This window comes from Roseovarius sp. CAU 1744, assembly GCF_039839345.1.
Taxonomy (GTDB): Bacteria; Pseudomonadota; Alphaproteobacteria; order Rhodobacterales; family Rhodobacteraceae; genus Roseovarius.
In genome coordinates this window covers 167564-188276 of the sequence record NZ_JBDOQV010000009.1, presented here as the reverse complement: position 1 = coordinate 188276, position 20713 = coordinate 167564, and the positions used below count along the sequence as shown (strand labels likewise).

The following is a 20713-nucleotide window of genomic DNA, read 5'->3' as shown; positions in this document are numbered from 1 at the left end:
ACGCCTCTTATTGCGTTTCGTGTTGCGATGTCCAGATGGTGTTTGCGACTTGATCTCTCGCCCGGTCGGCCGAAGCCGAACCGGGCAGCGCAATGGGTGTGTCATTGAAAGACTGCGCCCGGGTTATCGAGACTGTCCGAGCCCTCGAATTCGACATTGCCCAGGCCAAGCGTCGCGACAACACGTTCGATGGAACGGGTCTGGTCGATCAGGCCGTTGACACCGCCCATTACCAGCGCCTCACCGGCCTCGTTTCCTGCCTCAAGCATCTGGTCATAGCTGAACCCGGCCTCGGCCGCGGTCTTGATCCGGCCCAGGGCCTGCATGGTGCCCGCCAGCTTTGTCTGCATCTCGACATCCAGGTCGGAATCCGCCGCCGCGACCAGATCCGACAGCGATGCGCCGGACACCAGGGAACCGTCGATCCGGACATATTCACCCAGATAGACATTCTGCACGCCCAGACCGTCGTAGTAGTGGCTGTTATGGGTATTGTCCGAGAAACAGTCATGCTCTTCCTCGGGGTCGTTCAGCATCAGGCCAAGGCGCATTCTTTCACCGGCCTGTTCACCGTAGGACAGCGACCCCATCCCGGTCAGGATGGTCGATATGCCGGCATCCTCATCCGCCATGAGGTTGCCGCGCGCGTCGCCCCCTTGGGCCCATTGCGCCGTCATCCATTCCAGATCGCTGACCAGCAGGTCCGTCGCGGATTTCAGATAGGCAGCGCGGCGGTCGCAATGGCCACCGGTGCAGTCACCTCCGGTCGCGTAGTCGGTCCAGGGCCGGTTCCCCGCCCCGGGCCCATGCCCGTTCAGATCCTGACCCCAGAGCAGGAATTCGATGGCGTGATAACCCGTGGCCACGTTGGCCTCTATTCCATCCGCCTCGTGCAGGGTCTCGGACAGCAGTTCCGGCGTGATCTTGGCCGCATCGACCGTCTCGCCGGACAGAGTAAAGGACGGGTTCGCCACGACGTTCAGCACGGCAAAGGCATTTTCGTCCGACGGCCCGCCATACCCTGCATCGACATAGTCAATCAGCCCCTCGTCCAGCGGCCAGGCATTCACCTTGCCTTCCCAGTCATCGACGATGGCGTTGCCGAAACGATAGACCTCTGTCTGCTGATAGGGCACGCGGGCGGCAAGCCATGCCTGCTTCGCCGCTGCCAGCGCCTCTGCCGAGGGGGCTGCGACCAACGCGTCAACCGCCGCCTGCAGGGATTTCGCGGTCGCCAGGCTATCGGCGTACTTGGCCTCGGCGATGTTCGCGTAGTTTTCCAGAACGGCCGATTTGGACACGCCCTCATCGGCGGCGGCGGCGGTTCCGAACGCAACGCTGAACGACAGCATGCCAGTGGCCAGTTTGTAGTGTTTCATAAGGTCTTCCTTGGTCAGTGATACACGGCATTTTCCGCGGGTTTTTCGACGAAGCGGGTTGGCGCGATAGCCATGCGTTTCAGCGCGATGCCGAAATCCTCGGCCAGGCCGACAATCACGGGCGCCATGTCGGGGCGCACCAGGTTGGTGGCCATCAGCATGGCATCTTCACGCGCGCCTTCGCTGGCATACCCGATGAAATTGGCAAAACAGGATTCATCCGCGCCCACGCATTTGCAGGTCAGGCTGTGACGCATCAGCGGTCGCCGGCCGTGCCTTGCACAAAGGGTACAGAGAGCTTCAAAGGACTTCAGCGCCTTACGGCCGTTTTCCGGCCCCAGTGCCGTTGCAAAATCGTTCCAGACCAGGCTTTGCGCATCCCGCCCGTCGCTCCAGAGGCGCAGATAGAAAATCGCGCCGGCCTCGACCGGCCCCAACTCTGACAGGTGACCTACCGGCGCGCCGCCGCGATATGACAGGGGCGCGGTCATTTGGTCAGGATCAGCTTGCCGGCACGGGTGATGCGCAGCGTGTAGAACTGGTCGTCGAGCTTGATTTTTGCAAGATCTCCCCCCTTGGTCAGGTCGAGCGCCTCGTAAAGAGGCAGGGTGTCCTCGGGGAAATACCGGGTTGCCTTTGCCACGCTTACCACCATAGCCCGCTCCATTCGTTCCGCTCGACCGCATCGAGGCAATGTTCGAGGCTGAAAAAAGACGGAATAGCGCTTTCGAATGCTGCACAGATCAGCGCGGCGCGCGATCGTTCGTTGTAAACCATGGGATCAAGGTCATGGGCCAGGACGAGCATCAGTTCCTCCACGTTCAAGATTCATCTGATTTTTGGCTATCCCGGAATCAGCGGGTTGGCTGGATAGTGATAAACTGAGTTATTTAGTAAGAATTGTCAATCTGACTTTTTTAGTCAGATAATAAGCGGATAACGCGCCGCCAAAATGGCAAACGACCCGGCACTTTCAGGTGCCGGGCCGGATCGAACGATGGGGGATATCGGAACCGCCGTTAGAGTCTGTTCGATTGGGCCGATTCAGCCGCGCATCCGCGATCCATCGGGATCATATAGCGGGGCGCCCTGAACCTCGGCCGGATATGGTTCACCCAGAATCTCGACATCAACCCTGGTCCCCGGCGCGGCATTCTCCGTGCTGACATAGGCAAGGGCCATGGATTTGCCCACGTGATGGGCGTATCCGCCAGAGGTGATGTAACCGATCGCCTTGCCGTCTTTCAGAACGGCCTCGTCCAGCGACACGTCGATGTCGGTGTCGATGGTCAGTGTCACCAGCTTGCGGCCGGTGCCTTCGGCCTTGAATTTCTCGGTGGCTTCCTTGCCTACGAAAGATTTGTTCCAGTTGATGAACGCGTCCATGCCCGATTCGACCGCATTGAAATCCGGGCGGAATTCCAGCGACCACGCACCCCAGCCCTTCTCCAGCCGCAAGGACATCAGCGCGCGGTTCCCATACCATCGATAGCCCAGATCGGCGCCTGCCTCTTCGACCGCCTCGGCCAGGCGGATCAGGTATTGCGGGCGGCAATAGATCTCGTAACCCAGCTCTCCCGAGAAGCTGATCCGGTTCAGGATCACCGGTACACCGCCCACGAAGGTCTTGCGGCAGTCACGGAACTTGAACGCCTCTGCCGATACGTCATCGCGGGTGATACGCGCCAGTAGGTCGCGGGATTTCGGGCCCGAGATGGCAATGCCGTGCCAGTCGCCGGTCTGGTTTTCATGGGTCACGCCCTGCGGCAGCGTCCGGGCCCAGAACCGCGTATGCGCATCCTGCATCGCACCCGACCCGAACAGCATGAAGTGATCGTCCCCCAGGCAGGCCACAGTCAGATCGCCGTAAAGACGGCCCTTCCCGGTCAGCATCGGCGTCAGCGTAATGCGCCCCGGCTGCGGGATATGGCCCGCCATCGTCCGGTTCAGCCAGTCGCGCGCGCCGGTGCCCCGGATCTCGTGCTTGGCGAAATTGGCAAGCTCGATCCCCGCCACGCCGGTGCGCACGGCTTCGACTTCGCGCGCGACATAATCGTGGCTGCGGTTGCGTTCGAATGTCGGGTCTTCCCAGGCATCCTCGGGCCCGTCGGCGAACCACAGCGCGTGCTCCAGGCCAAAGGCCTGACCCATCCGCGCGCCCTTGGCGATCAGCCGGTCATAAAGCGCGGTGGTCTGCTGGCGGCGGCCCTTGGGCAGGGTTTCGTTGGGGAAGGTCATCACGAAGCGGCGTTCGTAATTCTCGGTCGACTTGACCGTGCCCCAATCCGGCGAGGCCCATTTGCCGAAACGCGCCACATCCATCGCCCAGACGTCAATGGACGGCTCGCCGTCGATCATCCATTCGGCCATCGTCAGGCCGACACCGCCGCCCTGGCAAAAACCGGCCATGACACCGACGGCGCACCAGTAATTGTGCATCCCCGGTACCGGGCCGATCATCGGGTTGCCGTCGGGGCCAAAGGTGAACGGGCCATTGATCGCGTCCTTGATCCCGGCATTGGCCAGCGCCGGGATGCGTTCGAACCCCAGTTCCAGCCGATCTGCGATATGTTCCAGGTTGGGCGGCAGCAACTCGTGGCCGAATTCCCACGGGGTACCCGCCACCTTCCACGGCACGCCCACGGGCTCGTAAGTGCCCAGAAGCATCCCGTCGCGTTCCTGACGGAAATAGATATTGGCCTCATAGTCGATACCGCAAGGCAAACGGCGGCCCGCATTCGCGATCTCGTCGATGCGTTCGGTGATCAGGTAATGGTGCTCCATCGGCTGCACCGGCGGGGTAAAGCCGCCCATCCGCCCGACCTCGCGCGCCCAGAGGCCGCCGCAATTGACGATGAATTCGGCATTGATCGTGCCGCGCGGCGTGACCACGTCCCAAGTGCCGTCCAGGCGCTGCGTGGTTTCGGTGGCCGGGGTGTGGGTGAAATACTGGGCACCATAATGCCGCGCCGCCTTGGCAAAGGCATAGGTCGTGCCCGACGGATCAAGATCACCATCCTGCTCGTCCCACAGCGCCGCCAGGTAATGTTTGGGATCAATCAGCGGGTGCCGTTCGGCCAGTTCCTTGGGGCTGATCCATTCCTGTTGCAGCCCCATGTAGCGCGCCTTGGACCGTTCCCGCTTGAGGTAGTCATACCAGGTCTTGTTCGACGCCAGGTAGAAACCGCCGGTCATGTGCAGGCCCACGGACTGGCCCGAAAGCTCTTCGATCTCCTTGTAAAGCCCGATCGTGTAGCTTTGCAGGCGCGAGATGTTGGGGTCCGAGCTGATCGTGTGGATCTGGCCCGCCGCGTGCCAGCTGGAGCCAGAGGTCAGCTCGTTACGTTCCACAAGAACCACATCCTTCCAGCCGAACTTGGCCAGGTGAAACAGGATCGAACATCCCACCACGCCGCCACCGATGACGACCACCTTGGCATGCGACGGAAGCGGCTTGCCACGGGCGCTTTCATCTTTCTGGATGTTCAGGGTCGATTGGGCCAGATTGTCAGACATGGGGTATTCCTCTTGATATTGGGCGGCGCTCAGTACCAGGCGTCCGGCAGTTCTTCCTTGCGTTTTGCGACATAGGCGGTCAGCGCTTCTTTCCGCGCGATGTCGATCGGCGGCTCTTGATAGTCTTTCAACATACGGTTCCAGCGCTCGTAGGCGCGGCGGCGCATATCCTTCGCGCCGCCTTCTTCCCAGCTTTCGACATTCTCGCTATCGCTCAGCTGCGCCTCGTAGAAAGCGCTCTGATAGTTGCGCATCGTGTGGCCGCAGCCCAGGAAATGCCCGCCGGCGGGCACTTCTTCATAGGCATCGCGGGCGAAGGCGTCATCGCTGCAATCCAGCCCCTGATCCAGCACTTTCTGATAGCTGCCCAGCCGGTCGGCATCCATCACCAGTTTCTCGAACCCGGTGGCCAGACCGCCCTCCAGCCATCCGGCGGCATGCAGGGTGAAATTCGACCCGGCCAGCATGGTTGAGTGCATTGAATCGGCGCTTTCATAGGCCGCCTGCGCATCCTCGATCTTGGAGGCGGTCAGCGATCCACCGCAGCGCAGCGGCAGGCCCGCGCGGCGCGCCAGTTGCCCGATGGCATAGTTGGACATCACCGGTTCCGGCATTCCGAAGGTCGGCGCGCCGGATTTCAACGACATCGAGCTGAGGAAGTTGCCCATCACGAAGGGCGCGCCCGGGCGCACAAGCTGGGCAAAGGCGCAACAGATCATCGCCTCGGCCATCGCCTGGGCCACCGCCGCGGCGGTCGATACCGGCCCCATGGCGCCCGTCAGGATGAAGGGCGTTACCACCATCGCCTGCCCGCGCGACGAATAGACCTGGATGGCCTCGGTCACGACCCGGTCGACCAGCAGCGGCGAGTTGGTGTTGACATTGGCCATGATGACCACGTTTTCGTCCATCACCGCCTTGCCGTGCAGGATCTCGGCCATGTCCACGCTGTCCTGCGCCCGGCTCTTTTCGGTGATTGCGCCCAGATGCGGTTTGTCGTTCAGCACCATATGGGCATAGACCATGTCCAGGTGCCGCTTGGACACGGGGATGTCCGTCGGCTCGGCGATCACCAAACCGGTATGATGCAGGTTGGGGTGCATATAGGCGAGCTTCACCAGCTTCTGGAAATCGTCGAAGGTGGCATAGCGCCGCCCCCCTTCCAGGTCGCGCACGAATGGCGCGCCGTAGATCGGCGCGAAAACCTGGTTTCTGCCGCCGATGATGACCGAGCGTTCGGGATTGCGCGCGACTTGCGTGAACTGGCTGGGCGCCTTGGCGCACAGCGCGCGCACCCACTGGGCGTCGGCCTTTATCAAGCCATCCTTCTGCTTGATTCCGGCATCGGCCCAGATGCGGATGGCCTCGGGATCATCGCGAAAGGCAAAACCCACGTTTTCGAACAGCCAGTCTACCTGCGCCTCAAGCCGCGTGATCTGTTCCTCGTCAAGCGGGTCGAAGAACGGAAGGCGCCGTTGGACATAGGGCGATTGGGAAATGGCAGCGTCAGAGCTGTCCGAAGATGCGCGACGGGCCATTCCTGCCTCCTGATCGAATTACCCGCCGTTGATAGAGGCGATTCCAGCGTTTGTGATCCTTGAAAATAGTGATGGTTTGGATAGTGTCAGTCTATGCGAAACTCACTCAAGCTCCTCTCTTCTCCGCGTAACCTCTTTGTCTTCGAAGCGGCGGCGCGGCTAGGCTCGTTCACCCGCGCAGCCGAGGAACTGGGGATGCAGCAACCCTCGGTCAGCGCGGCGATCAAGCAGCTTGAATCCTCTCTGGGCGTGATTTTATTCGAGCGCGGGCACCGCAAGGTTTCGCTGACCCATGCGGGGATGCGGTTCTTCACCGATGTGTCGCGCGCGCTGCACGAGATCGAGACCTCCGCCGAAGCGGTGCACAAAATGGGCCGAAAGGAACATGTGACGCTCAATTCATCCTCGGGCTTCTCATATTACTGGATGATACCGCGGCTGCATCTCTTGCGCGAACAGCACCCCGATGTCGACCTGCGGCTGCAAAACAGCGATCACGAGCCGGATATCGACGCCGAGAATATCAGCCTGGCAATCCGGCTGGGCAGCGGCAACTGGCCCGGCGTGCATTCGGCGCTGATCGCCGAGGAGGTGATCTTTCCCGTCGCCAGCCCCGAGGTGATGGCCGCCGCCAAGAATCTGCGGTCCATTCCCAACCTGCTGAACGAACGGCTGATCCACCTCGAAGAGCCTGTGCGCCAGCGCCCGACATGGTCGCAATGGTTCGCCCATCACGGCATAAGGGATCGTGACATCGTTGCCGGGCTCCGGCTCAACGACTATGCGCTGGTCTTGCAGGCCGCCCTGTCGGGTCAGGGTTTCGCCTTTGGCTGGCAGCATGTCGTGCAGGGGCTGGTGGACCGCAAGACCCTGGCCGCGCGCACCGAATGGGCGTGGAAAACCGGCAACGGCATCTACCTGATCTGGTCCAGGACCAAGCCGCTGTCGCACCCGGCCACGCTGGTTCGCGACTGGATCATCTCGGTTTCGGATTTCCCTGACGGCCCGTGACCAGGGGCAGGCAAGATTGTCGCTGGGCTGATGGCGCATGTCGCCAATGAGGCAGGCGCCCAGCCAATCAACTGGCGAAGATGCCCGGTGACCTGTATGGCTATACCCAGAGGGTTCGAGGAGAGCGAAGCTCACACCAGGAAAGAACAGGAAAGCGGTCCACCCGGCGCTTTCCATCAGCGGAGGAAGAGGATGACCCAGGCATTCATCAGCCACATTTCCCAGGAACTGGAGGGTCTCAGGGAGGCCGGGCTTTACAAGACCGAGCGTGTCATCGCCAGCAAGCAGGCCGGGACGGTGGCGTTGGCCTCGGGCCGGGAGGTGATCAATCTTTGCGCCAACAATTATCTGGGCCTCAGTGACAACCCCGAATTGATCGAGGCCGGGCGGGAGGCGCTGGCGCGATACGGTTACGGCATGTCCTCGGTGCGGTTCATCTGCGGCACGCAGGAAGAGCATACCGAGCTGGAGAGGCGGATTTCCAACTTCCTCGGGTTCGAGGACACGATCCTCTATTCCAGCTGTTTCGACGCCAATGCCGGGCTTTTCGAAACGCTCCTGGGCCCCGAGGATGCGATCATCTCGGACGCGCTGAACCATGCCTCGATCATCGACGGGGTGCGGCTGTGCAAGGCCAAGCGGTTCCGCTACGCGAACTCGGACATGGCCGACCTGGAGGCGCAGCTGCAGGCCGCCGCAGACTGCCGGTTCAGGCTGATCGCCACCGATGGCGTCTTTTCGATGGACGGGTACATCGCCAGGCTGGGCGAGATCTGCGACCTGGCCGACCGCTACGGCGCGATGGTCATGGTCGATGACAGCCATGCGGTCGGTTTCGTGGGCAAGACCGGGCGTGGCAGCATCGAACATTGCGACGTGATGGGCCGGGTGGACATCATGACCGGCACCCTGGGCAAGGCGCTTGGCGGGGCCTCGGGCGGCTATACCTCGGGCAGGAAAGAGGTGATCGACTGGCTGCGGCAGCGCTCGCGCCCCTATCTTTTCTCCAACACGCTGGCGCCGGTGATCGCGCAGACCTCGATCAGGGTGCTGGACATGCTGGAGGCCTCGACCGAACGCCGCGACCGGCTGATGGAAAACGCCGCCCATTTCCGTCAGCGGATGTCGGCGGCGGGGTTCGATCTGCTGCCCGGCGAACACCCGATCATCCCGGTGATGCTGCGCGACCCGAAACTGGCGCAGGAGATGGCCCGGCGGCTGGACGAACGCGGCGTTTACGTGGCCCCCTTCAGCTTTCCGGTGGTGCCGCGCGGGCAGGACCGAATCCGCACCCAGATGTCCGCCGCCCATAGCCGCGCGGAACTGGACACCGCCATCGACGCCTTCATTGCCGTCGGCAGGGAAATGGAGATCATCTCATGAGCGACAATCAGATGAAGGCGCTGGTCAAGGCAAGACCCGAGGAAGGCCTGTGGATGGAAAGCGTGCCGGTACCCGAGCCCGGCCCCGGAGAGGTGCTGATCAAGGTCCGCAAATCCGCCATCTGCGGCACCGATGTGCATATCTGGAAATGGGACGAATGGTCGGCCAAGGTGGTGCCCGTGCCGATGGTCGTGGGCCATGAGTTCTGCGGCGAGATCGCCGATTGCGGATCGGCGGCAACCAAGTACAGGATCGGCCAGCGGGTCTCGGGCGAAGGGCATGTGGTCTGCGGCAAGTGCCGCAATTGCCGCGCCGGGCGCGGGCACCTGTGCCGCAACACGCTGGGTGTGGGAGTGAACCGCCCCGGCAGCTTTGCCGAGTATCTCTGCATCCCGGAAAGCAACGTGGTGCCGATCCCGGACGATATTCCCGATGAGATCGCCGCGATTTTCGACCCTTTCGGCAACGCGGTGCACACCGCGCTCAGCTTCGACCTGGTGGGCGAGGATGTGCTTGTCACCGGCGCGGGCCCGATCGGCATCATGGGCGCGCTGGTCGCGCAGAAGGCCGGCGCGCGCAAGGTGGTGATCACCGATATCAGCCCCTATCGGATCGAACTGGCGCGGCGGATGGGCGTGCAGCACGTGGTGGATGCCGGCAAGGAAGACCTGAGCGACGTGATGGCCGAGATCGGCATGACCGAAGGGTTTGACGTCGGCCTCGAGATGTCCGGCGCCGCCCCGGCGATCCGCGACATGATCGACAAGATGAACAATGGCGGCAAGATCGCGCTTCTGGGCATTGCCCCGACCGAGTTCGCGGTGGACTGGAACAAGGTCATCTTCAAGATGCTGCACGTCAAGGGGATCTATGGCCGCGAGATGTACGAGACCTGGTACAAGATGATCGCGCTGGTGCAGTCGGGCCTGGACCTGACCGACCTGATCACCCACCGCATCGGAATCGACGACTTTGCGGACGGCTTCGCCGCCATGATCTCAGGAAACGCCGGCAAAGTCGTCATGGACTGGGGCTGACCGCAGCAGGGTGCCCGAGCAATACCGCCCGGTGCCGTTGCGTGACGATCAGATACGGCTGACCAGCCAGTCCGCGTGGATACCCGATGCGGTTGCATAGCGCCCCACATCCGTTCCGGCAAAAAGCCCGTCCTGCGTTACAAGCACGGATTTCCAACCTGACGCGGCTGCGCCCAGGATATCGGTATGAAGCGAGTCGCCGCACATCGCGATCCTGTGCCCGGGCAGGGCCGGCAGCGATGCTTCGACCATATCGAATACCTCGCGAAAAGGTTTGCCGAAAAACCTGACCTTTGCGCCGGTCCTGTCGGCAAGCTGGTGACCGAAATAGCCCGGCTCCAGGGAAAACCCGTGATCGCGCGGCGCGACCAGATCGGCATTGGCAATCATCACCTCCCTCGGGTGCCGCCGCAATGCGGCCTCCAGCAGGCCTTGTCTGTGCAGATCCCAATCCGCCGTCGACAGGAACAGGAATCCGTCCACCTGGTCATAGGCCGCCGGATCGTTTCCCAGCCTGACGACATCACCTTGAATATCGGCCAGCGTATCCTCTGACGCGCAAATGGCGCCCCAGTTGCGCGGGTCCAGCGACCGAATTGTCGCATCGCGGCTGGTGATGATCTCATCGTCGTGCAACCCCATCCCCAATCGCCTGAACTTGGCAATTGCGGCACTCCTCTGATAGCTCGCGGCGTTGGTCAGAACCCGGATCGCGCAGCCTTCCGACCGGAGCTGCCCAAGCCGACGCGCGGCACCCGGCACCGGCGTCTCGCCAATATTGAGCACCCCGAAAGCGTCAAAGACAAAGGCATCAACCTGCCCCATCAAATCCATCAGGGACCCAACCCGCCGGGTCTTCGGCGAACCGGGGGCGGCTGGCAACCGCGCACGGATCTCCTCGTAGCGGTCGAATACTGATCGGGTGTCTTGCAGGTCAGTCTTCATGCCCGCCTTGTCGGTGCATTCGCGCGGAATTGAAAGGGCCTGTCGGCAAATAGCCCTTCGGACGTGCCCCACACGGCAGTGTTTCACCCGCATACGCAGACGAAACAACTGAAACACGGAAGGGGTTCGCAGGAAATTCAGGCGAAACACGGCGCGCTTATTCCTTCGGCATTCAGAAACCGGAGCGCAATCATGCGAACGCCTTCAACAAACCATTTCAGCACGATCACCCCCACCCAGTTTGGCCTGGGCTTTGCCTGGTTGGGGGTTCTTATCTATGCCGCATCAAATTCCATCGCGACCTTGCTGGTCGATATCGGCGCGGCGTCGCCCGTGGCCGGGGGGCGCAATGCCATCACATTCACCAACCTGCTGTTTCTTGGATCGTTGATTTCACTGATCCCGATGACGGTTCTGTTTCGCGGCGACTGGACCCGCAAGAACCTGCGCAGGCTCTCGTGGGGTCACTGGGGCCTGCTGACGCTATCGGCGTTGCTGTCCTCGGCCCTGACGCCCGGGTTGTTCTTTTTCGCGTTGGAACATTCCAGCGTGACTAACGTGGTATTGGTCAGCCGGATCGAGCCGCCGCTATTCCTGCTGGCGGCAGGTGTCTTCCTAAGAGAACGCGTCGACCTGAAGGCTTTCACCGCAGGTCTTGTTGCCCTTTTCGGCGCCATGCTCATCATCGTTCTGCGTGAAAGCGGTGGTCACTGCGTCTTCGGCATTGGCGAGATTGCCGCAGCCTTGGCGACCCTTTCCTATGTCGCCTCTGCGATCGTCGCCCGCAAAGCGCTCAAGGAAATTCCGATGGGGTTGTTTTCGATCTACCGCACCGCAGCCGGGACGCTGATCTATTTCGCGCTGATTTCAGTCCTGCGCGGACCGCAACAGTTTCAGGACGTGTTTTCGCCCGTGCTGCTGAGCTGGATCTGGCTCTATGCGCTGCCGGTCGTGGTGGTCGGTCAGCTGACCTGGTTCATCGCGCTGAAATACGCGCGCTCAAGCGATGTGGCGCTTGCATCATCTTTCTCTCCAGTGGCGGGGGTCGTGTTTGCGATGCTGCTGCTGGGTGAAAACCCCGGGGCCGGGTTGCTGCCCGGCGGCGCATTGATCCTGCTGGCGATCTGTGTCGGCCAGCTGAAAATGCCGGTGCTGCCCGAACTGAAACGGATTTGGCGCAAACGCCCGACCTTCTCGCCTGAAGGGATCGCTCAGCTGGTGGTGCCGGTTGCCGCCCTGCCCGGTGCCAACAACAGGGCATACACGGGCAGCTATTGATGCCGAACGGTCAATCGGGGTCGTAAATATAGCCGATCCCGCGGACGGTCTTGATGATCTGGGGCTTCTGCGGGTTCGGTTCGATCTTGCGGCGCAGGCGCGAAATACGGATGTCGATACTGCGATCGAAAGGATCCCACGAGCGGTCATGCGCCTGTTCCAGGATCTGGTCACGGTTCAGCACCCGCCCCCGATTACGCGCAAACAGGCTGAGCAGGTTGAATTCCATCGCCGTCAAAGGCACTTCCTCACCTTCAGCCGTCAGCAATTTGGCTGCCGACAAATCCAGCGTGAACGCGCCAAAAGCAGCGGATCCGGATGCGTCGGCGGCAGGTGTCACCGCAGGTTCTGTCCTGCGTCGCAACACGGCCTTTACCCGCGCCTCAAGCTCGCGCAGGTCAACCGGCTTGGCCAGGTAATCGTCCGCGCCCATTTCCAGGCCGACGATCTTGTCGATGACCTCACCCGCCGCGGTCAGCATGACGACGGGCACCTGATTGTCGGTTCTGAGCGTCCGCAACGTCGTCAGCCCATCCTCGCCCGGCATGTTGATATCCAGCAGGATCAGATCGACCGGCGCCTTTTCCAAGGTCGCCCGAAGTTCCTGACTGTTGGCGGCCGCCACGATGTCGAACCCGCGTTTGGACAGGTATTCCTGCAGCATTTCGCGCACGTCAGGCTCGTCGTCGCATACCATGATTGTCGCTGTAGTCGTCATTCGGAAACCTTTTCTGCGTTAGCGATGATATCGGCCACGAAGGCCCGCAATTCCTTGGGAGATACCGGTTTTTCAATACAGGGCCTGTCGGCCTCGGCCAGAAATGTCTGCGAGGCGCGGCCCATCGTATCGCCGGTGACAAATCCGGTCCTGGCGATCATGTGTGGAAATTCGCTGCTGATGATCCCGAAAAATCCCCTGCCGTCGATATCCGGCATGTTCAGGTCGCTCAGCACCAGCCCGTACTCGCCCTGGCGCAGGGCCTCTCTTGCCTGTCCCGCGTGGTTGAACACGTCCACATCGTACCCCGCCCGCGTCAGCATTTCGGCGTTCAACTCGGCCACGTCATCCTCGTCATCCAGGATCAGGACGCGAATAGGCGTTCCCGGCGCCTTGGCCTCCTGGCGTTTTTCGGGATGCGGTGCGACTTCAAGATCCAGGGGCAACTCGATCGTGAACAGCGACCCGCCGCTGCTGCCCTCGCCCAGGGAGATCCGGCCGTTATGCGACTGTACGATCCGGTGGCACAATGCCAGGCCGATGCCGGTGCCGTCGCCCACATCCTTGGTGGTGAAAAACGGTTCGAACACGCGGTTGCGGTGTTTCTTGGGAATGCCCGGCCCGTCATCCTCGACGGTGATCTTGACCGCCTTGCCATTCTTCGCTGCCGAGGTCGAAACGGTGATCCTCTGACCCTGGTTGCTGTCGCGAATTGCCTGCTCGGCATTCAGGATGAGATTGATGAAAACCTGTGTGATCTGGTCGGGGTCGGCGCAGACCCGTTGCAGGTCCGCGTCCAGCGCGCAATCCAGCGTAATACCGTCGCCCTTGTCCCCGTACCGGGCGACGTCCACGGCCGTCTGGATGATCTCGTTGATATCGACCTTCTGCATCCGCACCGGTTGCTGCCGCGCCATCGTCAGAAACGTCTTGACGATCTTGGCGCAGCGCTCCGCCGCGTGGCTGATCTTTTCGACCTGGCGCAGCGTTTCGGGATCATGGCAGTCCTCTCGCAGCATCAGCGAATGGCCCACGACGACCGACAGCGGATTGTTCAACTCATGCGCGACGCCGGCCAGCAGTTCGCCCATCGCCGACAGTTTCTCGTTCTGAAACAGCTGGTCCTGCTGTTGCTGCAGCGCGGTTTCGATCTGCAGCTGCTCGGTCAGATCGCGGGTATTGGATACGATGACCTCTTCGCCGTTGAAGTCGATCAGGCGGGCCGAGACCGAACCCCAGAAACGTTTGCCCGCCGCGTTGATGTATTCCGCCTTGAATTCGTTCACCACCCTGTCGCGGCGCAACTGCCGAAGGTAGCGTTCGCGCGTTCCGGCATCGGCATAATACTGGCGGGCAAGATCGGTACGGCCAAAGAGCGAGACGGTTTCCGGGCTTGCGAAAAGCACCTCGCCGGTTTCGGCGCGGGTCATCTGTATCGGCGTCGGGCAGGCTTCGAGCACCCGTCGGATCAGGTCGTCACGCTCATGCCGGTCACTGAGATCCACGATCGCGGTGACGATATAGGCCTCGCCGTCGAATTCCACCACCCGGCCCCACATCGTGGTGGCCCGCGTCCGGCCCTCGACATCGCGCTGAAGCAGCCTGAAATCATCGACCCGCCCGGCCTTTTCCAGCGCCTCGATATATGTCACGCGGTCCTTGGGGTCGACGTAGTGCTCTACCGCGCTCGAAGTGTTGCCAAAGAACTTGATCGCCTCCGGCGACCGGTAAAGGATCCGGCCGTCCTTCATACGCGCCATCACCACGATCACCGGGCAGGCCTCCAGCACCGTGCGCAAAATGTTTTCCTGTTCGCGGACAACTTTCTCGGCCTGCCGTTGTTCGGTGATGTCGATATTCGTGACGGCAAATCCGCCCTGACTTGTCGGGCTCAGCCGAACTTCGTAAACCGCACCGCTGGTCAGCGCGACCTCGCGAATCTGGGGCTTGAGGTTCGTGCTGAACTCCGTTTCCAGGTCGGCCCGCTCCAACAGCCATTCCTCGACCCGGCCCAGGGCATCGGCATATTGTCCTCGCTCTGCGCCGGCTCTTATCAGTTCTTCCCACTTGGCACGCCTTTTGATCAGATCGGCGATCAGCGGATACATGTCGATATATCGCTGGTTACAGGTGACCAGCCTGTGGTCCCTGTCATAGACGGCAATACCCTCCGACAACGCCTCAATCGCGTCCCAGACTAAGTCTGCTGCTGCCGGGTCACGAACGAATGGTTTTGAATCGGTTCCGATGGCCATAACCGTTACCTATCGGGCCTTTGTTTCAGCCGGTTTTCGACGCCCCGGCAATTTGTTTCAATTGTAACAGCGGCCCCGTGCCCACCGACGCCGGCAAATCGCTCAAATATCTGTTCCAAATACATTTTCGAAATTCCCGCGCCGCGACCCCCTGCTTGCGCGAATGAAACACGAAACCCCGTCTCCGGACAACAGATTGCAACTTTGGCCGCGCAGAACGGATCCGTCACAACGGCCTCTCGGAAAGGAAAACCAGGATGAAACATGACTACCCTTCTCCCGGCATCGCTTCGGGCATTCACAAGATGCCCGCCCGCTATCGCCCCGGCAACTACGCCAATCTCTACGCCGGCAAGCGCCGGCCAACGCATATCTAAGATTTTCAGAACAGGACTGATCCCATGTCACAAATCAAGAATTCCATCCTGGACACCATCGGCGACACACCGATTGTCAGGATCAACAATCTGGCGCCGAGCGATGTCGAGATTTTCGTCAAGCTCGAGGCTTTCAACCCGATGGGATCGGTCAAGGACCGCTTGGCACTGGGCGTGATTGAAGCGGCCGAGCGTGACGGATCGCTTAGACCCGGCCAGACCATCGTCGAGGCGACCAGCGGCAACACCGGCATTGGACTGGCCATGGTCTGTGCCCAGAAAGGGTATCCGCTGGTGGTCACCATGGCGGAAAGTTTCAGCGTCGAAAGACGCAAGCTGATGCGGTTTCTCGGGGCGAAGGTCGTTCTTACACCTGCCGCGGAAAAAGGCACCGGCATGATTGCCAAGGCGCGCGAGCTGGCCGAAGAACACGGCTGGTTCATGTCGCGCCAGTTCGAAAACCCTGCAAATGCCGACATCCACAGCCGTACGACAGCGCGCGAAATCCTGCGTGATTTCGGCGCCGGGGGGCTGGATTACTGGGTAACCGGTTTCGGCACCGGTGGAACGCTGACCGGCGTGGCGCGTGTGCTCAAGGCGCAAAGCCCCGCCACCAAGGTTGTCGTGGCCGAGCCCGAAAATGCCCGGCTGATGGGAAGCGGCACGGTCCAGCCATTCAACGACGATGGCAGCGCCGCCGCAAGCCACCCGGAATTCCGCCCGCATCCGATGCAGGGCTGGTCACCCGATTTCATTTCGGAGATCGCCAATCAGTCGCTGAAGGACGGCTTAATTGATCAGATGCAGCCCGTCGCGGGCGCTGATGCGTTGTCGATGGCCCGGGCCCTCGCCCGGCAAGAGGGCATCCTTTGCGGCATCACCGGTGGTGCCACCTTAGCCGCCGCGCTGGAATTGGCGCGTACGGCACCCAAGGGGTCCAAGATTCTGGCGATGCTGCCGGATACGGGCGAGCGGTATCTTTCGACCCCGCTGTTCGAGGAAGTCCCGGCCGAAATGACCGCCGAGGAAACGGCACTGTCACGATCGACGCAAGGTGCTCGGTTCGACAAACCGGCACCCCGGCCTCCGGCAGGTGCGGCCCAGGCCGCGCGCCCCGAAATTATCGAAAAACTTCGGGCCATGGTCGCCAACAAACCTGTCGTCATTTTCGCGCTTGAATGGTGCGAGTTCTGCTGGTCGGTGCGCAAGATGTTCGCCGCAGCGGGGATCACCTATCAGAGCGTCGACCTGGATGGCCTGCCCTACCAGCAGGACAACCTGGGTACCGAAATGCGGGCCGCCCTGCGCCAGGTCACCGGTCAGGCGACCATCCCGCAGATCTTTGTCGGCGGCGAACATATCGGGGGCGCGACCGAGACCTTCGACGCCTTCAACGACGGCAGCCTTCATGAACGGCTCGCGGCGGCGGGCATCCCCTGCGCGCCCTCAGGCAACGTCAATGCCTATTCCTTCCTTCCGAAATGGATTCACCCAAGATGAAACAGATACATTCCTTTCCCACCCTTGACCGCAGCCCGCTGACCACCGCAGCTGTCTATGCCCAGGATTATCGCGACCGCAAAAGCAACCTGCATCCCACCGCCACGCTGTCCGAGCTGCGCGAGTCCTTCGGCGGCGATTTACCCGCCAGGGGCCAGCCCGGCACCGAGATCATTGACGAGCTTATTGCCGCCGCCGAACCCGGTCTTGTCGGCAACACCCAACCCGGCTTTCACGCCTGGGTCATGGGTGGCTCGCATCCGGTCGGCGTCGCCGCCGACTGGCTGACCTCGATCTGGGGCCAGAACGCCGCGCTCTACCAGGGCTCGCCGGCCGCCGCGACCGCCGAGGAAGTGGCCTGCGGCTGGCTGCTCGACATACTCGATCTGCCGCGCACGGCATCGGTGGGCATCACCACCGGAGCAACGATGGCGGGTTTCATCGGCCTGGCCGCCGCCCGCGACGAGATGCTGCGCCGCGATGGACATGACTTTGCCGAAACCGGCCTGCAATATGCGCCGCCGGTGACCGTCTTCGTCTCGGAGGAAACGCACGCGTCAAACCTTGCGGCCTTGCGTTACCTGGGATTCGGCAGCCGGAATATCGTCGAGGTACCGGCCGACGACCAGGGCCGGATGAATGTGGACGCGCTGTCCCGCCTCATGGCGGCTCCGCAGGGGCCCAAGATCGTGATCGCGACAGCCGGGCATATCAACACCGGCGCTTTCGATGATCTCAACGCGCTTGCAGATCTCGCCGAAGAATATGGCGCCTGGCTGCATGTCGACGCCGCGTTCGGGCTTTGGGCACGCGCCAGCGTCTCTACGCGGGCAATGACCGAAGGCATCGAGCGGGCCGACAGCTGGTCAACCGATGGGCATAAATGGCTTCAGATTCCGTTCGATGCGGGCTTTGCCATTGTACGTCATGAACATGCGCATCGCCGCGCGATGGACATCACGGCCAGCTACCTGCCGAACGAGCCGCGCGACGGCCGCAACGCGACCAGTTACAATCCGGAACTGTCCCGGCGCGGACGTGGATTTGCTGTCTGGGCAACGATGAAGGCGTTCGGCCGCGACGGGATTTCTGACATGGTGCGCAATCATTGCGACTGTGCCAGCCTTCTGGCTCACAAACTGCAACATGTGCGGGGAATCGCCATTCTGAACGATGTCGTGCTGAACCAGCTTGTGCTGTCCTTCGACCGGGGCCGCGGCAAAACGGACGCAGACCGCCTGACCCGGGCCATGGAAGACGCCCTCAACGCCGATGGCAGGCATTTCTTTCGCACCGCCCAATGGCGGGGCCGGTGTGTCCTGCGGGTTTCGATCATCAGCCAGGACACCGGCCCACTGCACATGCAGGAGCTGGCGCACAAGATCATTGAGCTATGGCATGAGATCGGCGGCTGAAAAGGCGCTGTACAGGCGATCGCTCACGGAGCCGCTTGGCAACCCCGGTGGGAAAATCCACCGGGGTTTTTTATTTTTATCAACGCGTTAACCCCGGCGTTACGCAATCCAAAACCAGTTGAAACATATGAAACCCAAAGCACCTTTGCGCGATGAAATGCTGAAACACGCCTTGGCTAAAACACCCTCATTGCCCGGGCGCGATGGTTCCCACGTTCCCTACCTCATCTCCCTGCGTCGGGGCGGAAACCAACCTACGGGTACTGAAAATCTCGAAGCAAAGGACGATAAAATGGCAAATGCCGTAATGGACAAACCCGCAAAGATCGCCATGAACGGCGTGGATGTTCCCACCCTTCTTGGCACCATCGGCGCCGTCGGCCAACAAACGGAACTGGCCAAGTTCACCTTTCGCGCCAACGGCGAATGGCTCAGCGGCACCCACAGCCGGACCAGCATCAACGGTTTCAACGGCGCCGGCGGCGAACACCAGCGCGCGGCGGACTTCGTTGCCGAAGCTGACCACCCCGCGGTTCTGTGCGGTGGCGACAATGCCCCGACCCCGGTGGAATACCTGTTGTCGGCTCTCGCCGCGTGCATCACCGCCGGTATCGGCAATATCGCTTCGGTCCGTCAGATCACGCTGCATTCGGTGGAAACCACGATCGAGGGCGACATGGACATGCAAGGCATCCTGGGCCTGAACGACGAGGTGCGCAACGGCTTTGCCAACATCCGCGCCAGCGTTTCGGTCAAGGGCGACGCCCCGGCGGAACAACTGCAACAGGTCGTCCGTCAATCGGTGGCGCGATCAGCTGTGTTCGATGTGCTCGCCAATGGCGTGAACGTCAGCGTCGACATCGCCGCCTGATCCGAAACCGGCGGGTGCGCCCGATCCGCGTCCGCCGAAATTTCCCCAACCCTGAAAGGAGGTCAAAGATGGCCCGCTTCAAGAACTCCAACCGCCAGGCCACCCGGCAAATGGCCTACACCGCATCCCGCGGTTCCCGCCACGGTGGGAAATACAAACCCGAACCAGCGTATTTCCAGCGCATCGGTTTCGACTTCGCAATGATCTGACCAGGCCGCAGGGCGCTGAGGAGCAGTTCAATGGACCGGAAAACAGATGTCATTATCATTGGCGGCGGCCAGGCAGGTCTTGCAACCAGCCGCTGCCTGACCGATCTGGGAATCGACCACCTGGTGATAGAGCGCGGCGAGGTTGCCCAGCGTTGGCGTGCGGAGCGGTGGAACTCGCTACGGCTTCTGACGCCCAACTGGATGACCCGCCTGCCCGGCTGGTCCTATCAGGGCCGCGATCCGCACGGGTTCATGTCCCGCAAAGAAGTCACTGAATTCCTGACGGCTTACGGCGCCGATTTTTCGGCACCTGTCATGACACATACGCGGGTGCTGTCGGTGGCGCATCGGGCGGGCGCTTTTCTGGTCGCGACGACGCGGGGAAACTGGCGGGCAAGATCCGTGGTGATTGCGACCGGCGCCTGCGATGTACCGCGCGTCCCTCGATGCGCCTCGGCCATCGACCCGTCAATCGCTCAGGTAACCCTCGACAGCTACAAGACATCGTCGCAGATCGCCCGGGGCGGCGTTCTGGTTGTGGGGGCGTCGGCCTCTGGTCTGCAAATCGCCAGCGCGCTGCAATCCTCCGGCTGCGACGTCACCCTGGCGGCAGGACGGCACACACGGGTGCCCCGCACCTATCGCGGCCGCGACATCATGGTCTGGCTGGAGCGCACCGGCATCCTGCAGGAAAAACGCGATCCGGCGCGGGATGTCGATACCCTTGCCCGGACACATTCCGTTCAACTGATCGGCAGTCCAACCGGCAGATCGCTTGACCTGGCGGCGTTTCGGGCCCAGGGCGGTCGTGTGACAGGCCGCCTGACCGGCGCAGAGGGCACGAGGATCGGGCTTGGCGAAACGCTTCGCCAAGATATCCGGAGCGCCGAGGCCCGCATGGGAAGAATCCTGCGCCGGATCGACCAGCATATCGCCCGGCACGGCCTGAATGCCCCCGCGCCCGGCCGCATTGATCCGGTCGATTGTCCGGTCGCGCCTGCGCAGATTGACCTGGCCCGCGAAGGGATCAGGACGATCATATGGGCCACAGGTTACAGCCGCGACTATTCGTGGCTTCACGTACCGGTTCTGTCGCCGGGCGGAGAGATTTGCCAACAAGACGGCGCCACCCCTGTTGCCGGGCTCTACACGGTGGGTCTGCCCTATATGCGCCGGTGCAATTCCAGCTTCATCGACGGTGTCGGGCAGGACGCCCGCGCCATCACGAAATTGATCGCCAACCAACTGGGCGCATCGCCGCCCAAAGCCGCATGAGGTATG

Annotated in this window: 18 protein-coding genes and 1 pseudogene; 10 read left to right on the top strand and 9 right to left on the bottom strand. The window is 61.9% G+C overall.

Translation table 11 applies throughout. From position 1 onward, the window contains the following. Positions 1–101: 101 nt before the first annotated feature. From AAFO92_RS18490 to AAFO92_RS18465, 6 genes are all read right to left on the bottom strand, one after another. Positions 102–1352, bottom strand: coding sequence for an imelysin family protein (locus AAFO92_RS18490; protein ID WP_347537763.1), 1251 nt, complete (start codon positions 1350–1352; stop codon positions 102–104). Positions 1353–1393: 41 nt separating this feature from the next. After that, positions 1394–1870 carry a hypothetical protein gene (locus AAFO92_RS18485; protein WP_347537655.1) on the bottom strand — a complete coding sequence of 159 codons (477 nt, stop codon included), beginning with the start codon at positions 1868–1870 and terminating at the stop codon, positions 1394–1396. Beyond that, entirely contained in the window at positions 1867–2034 is a 168-nt protein-coding gene (gene hemP / locus AAFO92_RS18480; RefSeq protein WP_347537653.1) for a hemin uptake protein HemP, read from the bottom strand. The genes AAFO92_RS18485 and hemP overlap by 4 nt, the downstream gene beginning before the upstream one ends. Beyond that, positions 2025–2186: a hypothetical protein gene (locus AAFO92_RS18475; RefSeq protein WP_347537651.1), complete on the bottom strand. Its 162-nt coding sequence runs from the start codon at positions 2184–2186 to the stop codon at positions 2025–2027. The genes hemP and AAFO92_RS18475 overlap by 10 nt, the downstream gene beginning before the upstream one ends. A gap of 237 nt (positions 2187–2423) precedes the next feature. Beyond that, the gene (locus AAFO92_RS18470; RefSeq protein WP_347537649.1) at positions 2424–4895 is read right to left on the bottom strand and encodes an FAD-dependent oxidoreductase; all 2472 of its coding nucleotides are present in this window, start codon (positions 4893–4895) and stop codon (positions 2424–2426) included. A gap of 29 nt (positions 4896–4924) precedes the next feature. After that, on the bottom strand, positions 4925–6433 hold the full coding sequence (locus AAFO92_RS18465) for a trimethylamine methyltransferase family protein (protein WP_347537647.1): 1509 nt from the start codon (positions 6431–6433) through the stop codon (positions 4925–4927). A 93-nt stretch (positions 6434–6526) separates the two neighbouring features. Here AAFO92_RS18465 and AAFO92_RS18460 point away from each other — a divergent pair, with 93 nt between their 5' ends. From AAFO92_RS18460 to tdh, 3 genes are all read left to right on the top strand, one after another. After that, positions 6527–7444, top strand: coding sequence for a LysR substrate-binding domain-containing protein (locus tag AAFO92_RS18460; RefSeq protein WP_347537645.1), 918 nt, complete (start codon positions 6527–6529; stop codon positions 7442–7444). Between the two features lie 192 nt (positions 7445–7636). Continuing rightward, positions 7637–8827, top strand: a complete 1191-nt coding sequence (locus tag AAFO92_RS18455; protein ID WP_347537643.1) for a glycine C-acetyltransferase — start codon at positions 7637–7639, stop codon at positions 8825–8827. Between the two features lie 11 nt (positions 8828–8838). Beyond that, a complete protein-coding gene (gene tdh / locus AAFO92_RS18450) occupies positions 8839–9864 on the top strand; it encodes an L-threonine 3-dehydrogenase (RefSeq protein WP_347537761.1) in 1026 nt (341 codons plus the stop codon). Positions 9865–9912: 48 nt separating this feature from the next. Here the strand turns inward: tdh and AAFO92_RS18445 are convergent, their stop codons facing one another. Further along, positions 9913–10809 (bottom strand): HAD hydrolase-like protein, encoded by an 897-nt coding sequence (locus tag AAFO92_RS18445; RefSeq protein ID WP_347537641.1) that lies wholly within the window; start codon positions 10807–10809, stop codon positions 9913–9915. Between the two features lie 192 nt (positions 10810–11001). Here AAFO92_RS18445 and AAFO92_RS18440 point away from each other — a divergent pair, with 192 nt between their 5' ends. Next, positions 11002–12087 carry a DMT family transporter gene (locus AAFO92_RS18440; RefSeq protein WP_347537639.1) on the top strand — a complete coding sequence of 362 codons (1086 nt, stop codon included), beginning with the start codon at positions 11002–11004 and terminating at the stop codon, positions 12085–12087. 10 nt (positions 12088–12097) lie between these two features. Here the strand turns inward: AAFO92_RS18440 and AAFO92_RS18435 are convergent, their stop codons facing one another. After that, a complete protein-coding gene (locus AAFO92_RS18435; RefSeq protein ID WP_347537637.1) occupies positions 12098–12805 on the bottom strand; it encodes a response regulator in 708 nt (235 codons plus the stop codon). Further along, entirely contained in the window at positions 12802–15060 is a 2259-nt protein-coding gene (locus tag AAFO92_RS18430; RefSeq protein ID WP_347537636.1) for an ATP-binding protein, read from the bottom strand. The genes AAFO92_RS18435 and AAFO92_RS18430 overlap by 4 nt, the downstream gene beginning before the upstream one ends. Before the next feature lie 401 nt (positions 15061–15461). Between AAFO92_RS18430 and cysK the strand changes: the two are divergent. From cysK to AAFO92_RS18400, 6 genes and pseudogenes are all read left to right on the top strand, one after another. Then, positions 15462–16487, top strand: a pseudogene (cysK, locus tag AAFO92_RS18425) (cysteine synthase A); the annotation flags it as partial. 90 nt (positions 16488–16577) lie between these two features. Continuing rightward, a complete protein-coding gene (locus AAFO92_RS18420; RefSeq protein ID WP_347537760.1) occupies positions 16578–16937 on the top strand; it encodes a glutaredoxin domain-containing protein in 360 nt (119 codons plus the stop codon). Beyond that, complete coding sequence (locus AAFO92_RS18415) at positions 16934–18352, top strand: aminotransferase class V-fold PLP-dependent enzyme (RefSeq protein WP_347537634.1); 1419 nt, start codon at positions 16934–16936, stop codon at positions 18350–18352. The genes AAFO92_RS18420 and AAFO92_RS18415 overlap by 4 nt, the downstream gene beginning before the upstream one ends. Positions 18353–18644: 292 nt before the next feature. Continuing rightward, positions 18645–19223, top strand: coding sequence for an OsmC family protein (locus AAFO92_RS18410; RefSeq protein ID WP_347537632.1), 579 nt, complete (start codon positions 18645–18647; stop codon positions 19221–19223). A 68-nt stretch (positions 19224–19291) separates the two neighbouring features. Next, positions 19292–19432, top strand: coding sequence for a hypothetical protein (locus AAFO92_RS18405; protein ID WP_347537630.1), 141 nt, complete (start codon positions 19292–19294; stop codon positions 19430–19432). A 30-nt stretch (positions 19433–19462) separates the two neighbouring features. Further along, a complete protein-coding gene (locus tag AAFO92_RS18400; protein ID WP_347537628.1) occupies positions 19463–20707 on the top strand; it encodes an NAD(P)/FAD-dependent oxidoreductase in 1245 nt (414 codons plus the stop codon). Positions 20708–20713 lie beyond the last annotated feature (6 nt).

What these genes read in the sequence shown, in the direction of transcription:
- AAFO92_RS18405 (WP_347537630.1), top strand. Translation starts at nt 19,292, where the DNA reads ATGGCCCGCTTCAAGAACTCCAACCGCCAGGCCACCCGGCAAATGGCC.
- AAFO92_RS18470 (WP_347537649.1), bottom strand. Translation starts at nt 4,895, where the DNA reads ATGTCTGACAATCTGGCCCAATCGACCCTGAACATCCAGAAAGATGAA.
- AAFO92_RS18440 (WP_347537639.1), top strand. Translation starts at nt 11,002, where the DNA reads ATGCGAACGCCTTCAACAAACCATTTCAGCACGATCACCCCCACCCAG.
- AAFO92_RS18490 (WP_347537763.1), bottom strand. Translation starts at nt 1,352, where the DNA reads ATGCTGTCGTTCAGCGTTGCGTTCGGAACCGCCGCCGCCGCCGATGAG.
- AAFO92_RS18485 (WP_347537655.1), bottom strand. Translation starts at nt 1,870, where the DNA reads ATGACCGCGCCCCTGTCATATCGCGGCGGCGCGCCGGTAGGTCACCTG.
- AAFO92_RS18430 (WP_347537636.1), bottom strand. Translation starts at nt 15,060, where the DNA reads ATGGCCATCGGAACCGATTCAAAACCATTCGTTCGTGACCCGGCAGCA.
- AAFO92_RS18400 (WP_347537628.1), top strand. Translation starts at nt 19,463, where the DNA reads ATGGACCGGAAAACAGATGTCATTATCATTGGCGGCGGCCAGGCAGGT.
- hemP (WP_347537653.1), bottom strand. Translation starts at nt 2,034, where the DNA reads ATGGTGGTAAGCGTGGCAAAGGCAACCCGGTATTTCCCCGAGGACACC.
- AAFO92_RS18435 (WP_347537637.1), bottom strand. Translation starts at nt 12,805, where the DNA reads ATGACGACTACAGCGACAATCATGGTATGCGACGACGAGCCTGACGTG.
- AAFO92_RS18475 (WP_347537651.1), bottom strand. Translation starts at nt 2,186, where the DNA reads ATGCTCGTCCTGGCCCATGACCTTGATCCCATGGTTTACAACGAACGA.
- AAFO92_RS18420 (WP_347537760.1), top strand. Translation starts at nt 16,578, where the DNA reads ATGGTCGCCAACAAACCTGTCGTCATTTTCGCGCTTGAATGGTGCGAG.
- AAFO92_RS18415 (WP_347537634.1), top strand. Translation starts at nt 16,934, where the DNA reads ATGAAACAGATACATTCCTTTCCCACCCTTGACCGCAGCCCGCTGACC.
- AAFO92_RS18410 (WP_347537632.1), top strand. Translation starts at nt 18,645, where the DNA reads ATGGCAAATGCCGTAATGGACAAACCCGCAAAGATCGCCATGAACGGC.
- tdh (WP_347537761.1), top strand. Translation starts at nt 8,839, where the DNA reads ATGAAGGCGCTGGTCAAGGCAAGACCCGAGGAAGGCCTGTGGATGGAA.
- AAFO92_RS18455 (WP_347537643.1), top strand. Translation starts at nt 7,637, where the DNA reads ATGACCCAGGCATTCATCAGCCACATTTCCCAGGAACTGGAGGGTCTC.
- AAFO92_RS18445 (WP_347537641.1), bottom strand. Translation starts at nt 10,809, where the DNA reads ATGAAGACTGACCTGCAAGACACCCGATCAGTATTCGACCGCTACGAG.
- AAFO92_RS18465 (WP_347537647.1), bottom strand. Translation starts at nt 6,433, where the DNA reads ATGGCCCGTCGCGCATCTTCGGACAGCTCTGACGCTGCCATTTCCCAA.
- AAFO92_RS18460 (WP_347537645.1), top strand. Translation starts at nt 6,527, where the DNA reads ATGCGAAACTCACTCAAGCTCCTCTCTTCTCCGCGTAACCTCTTTGTC.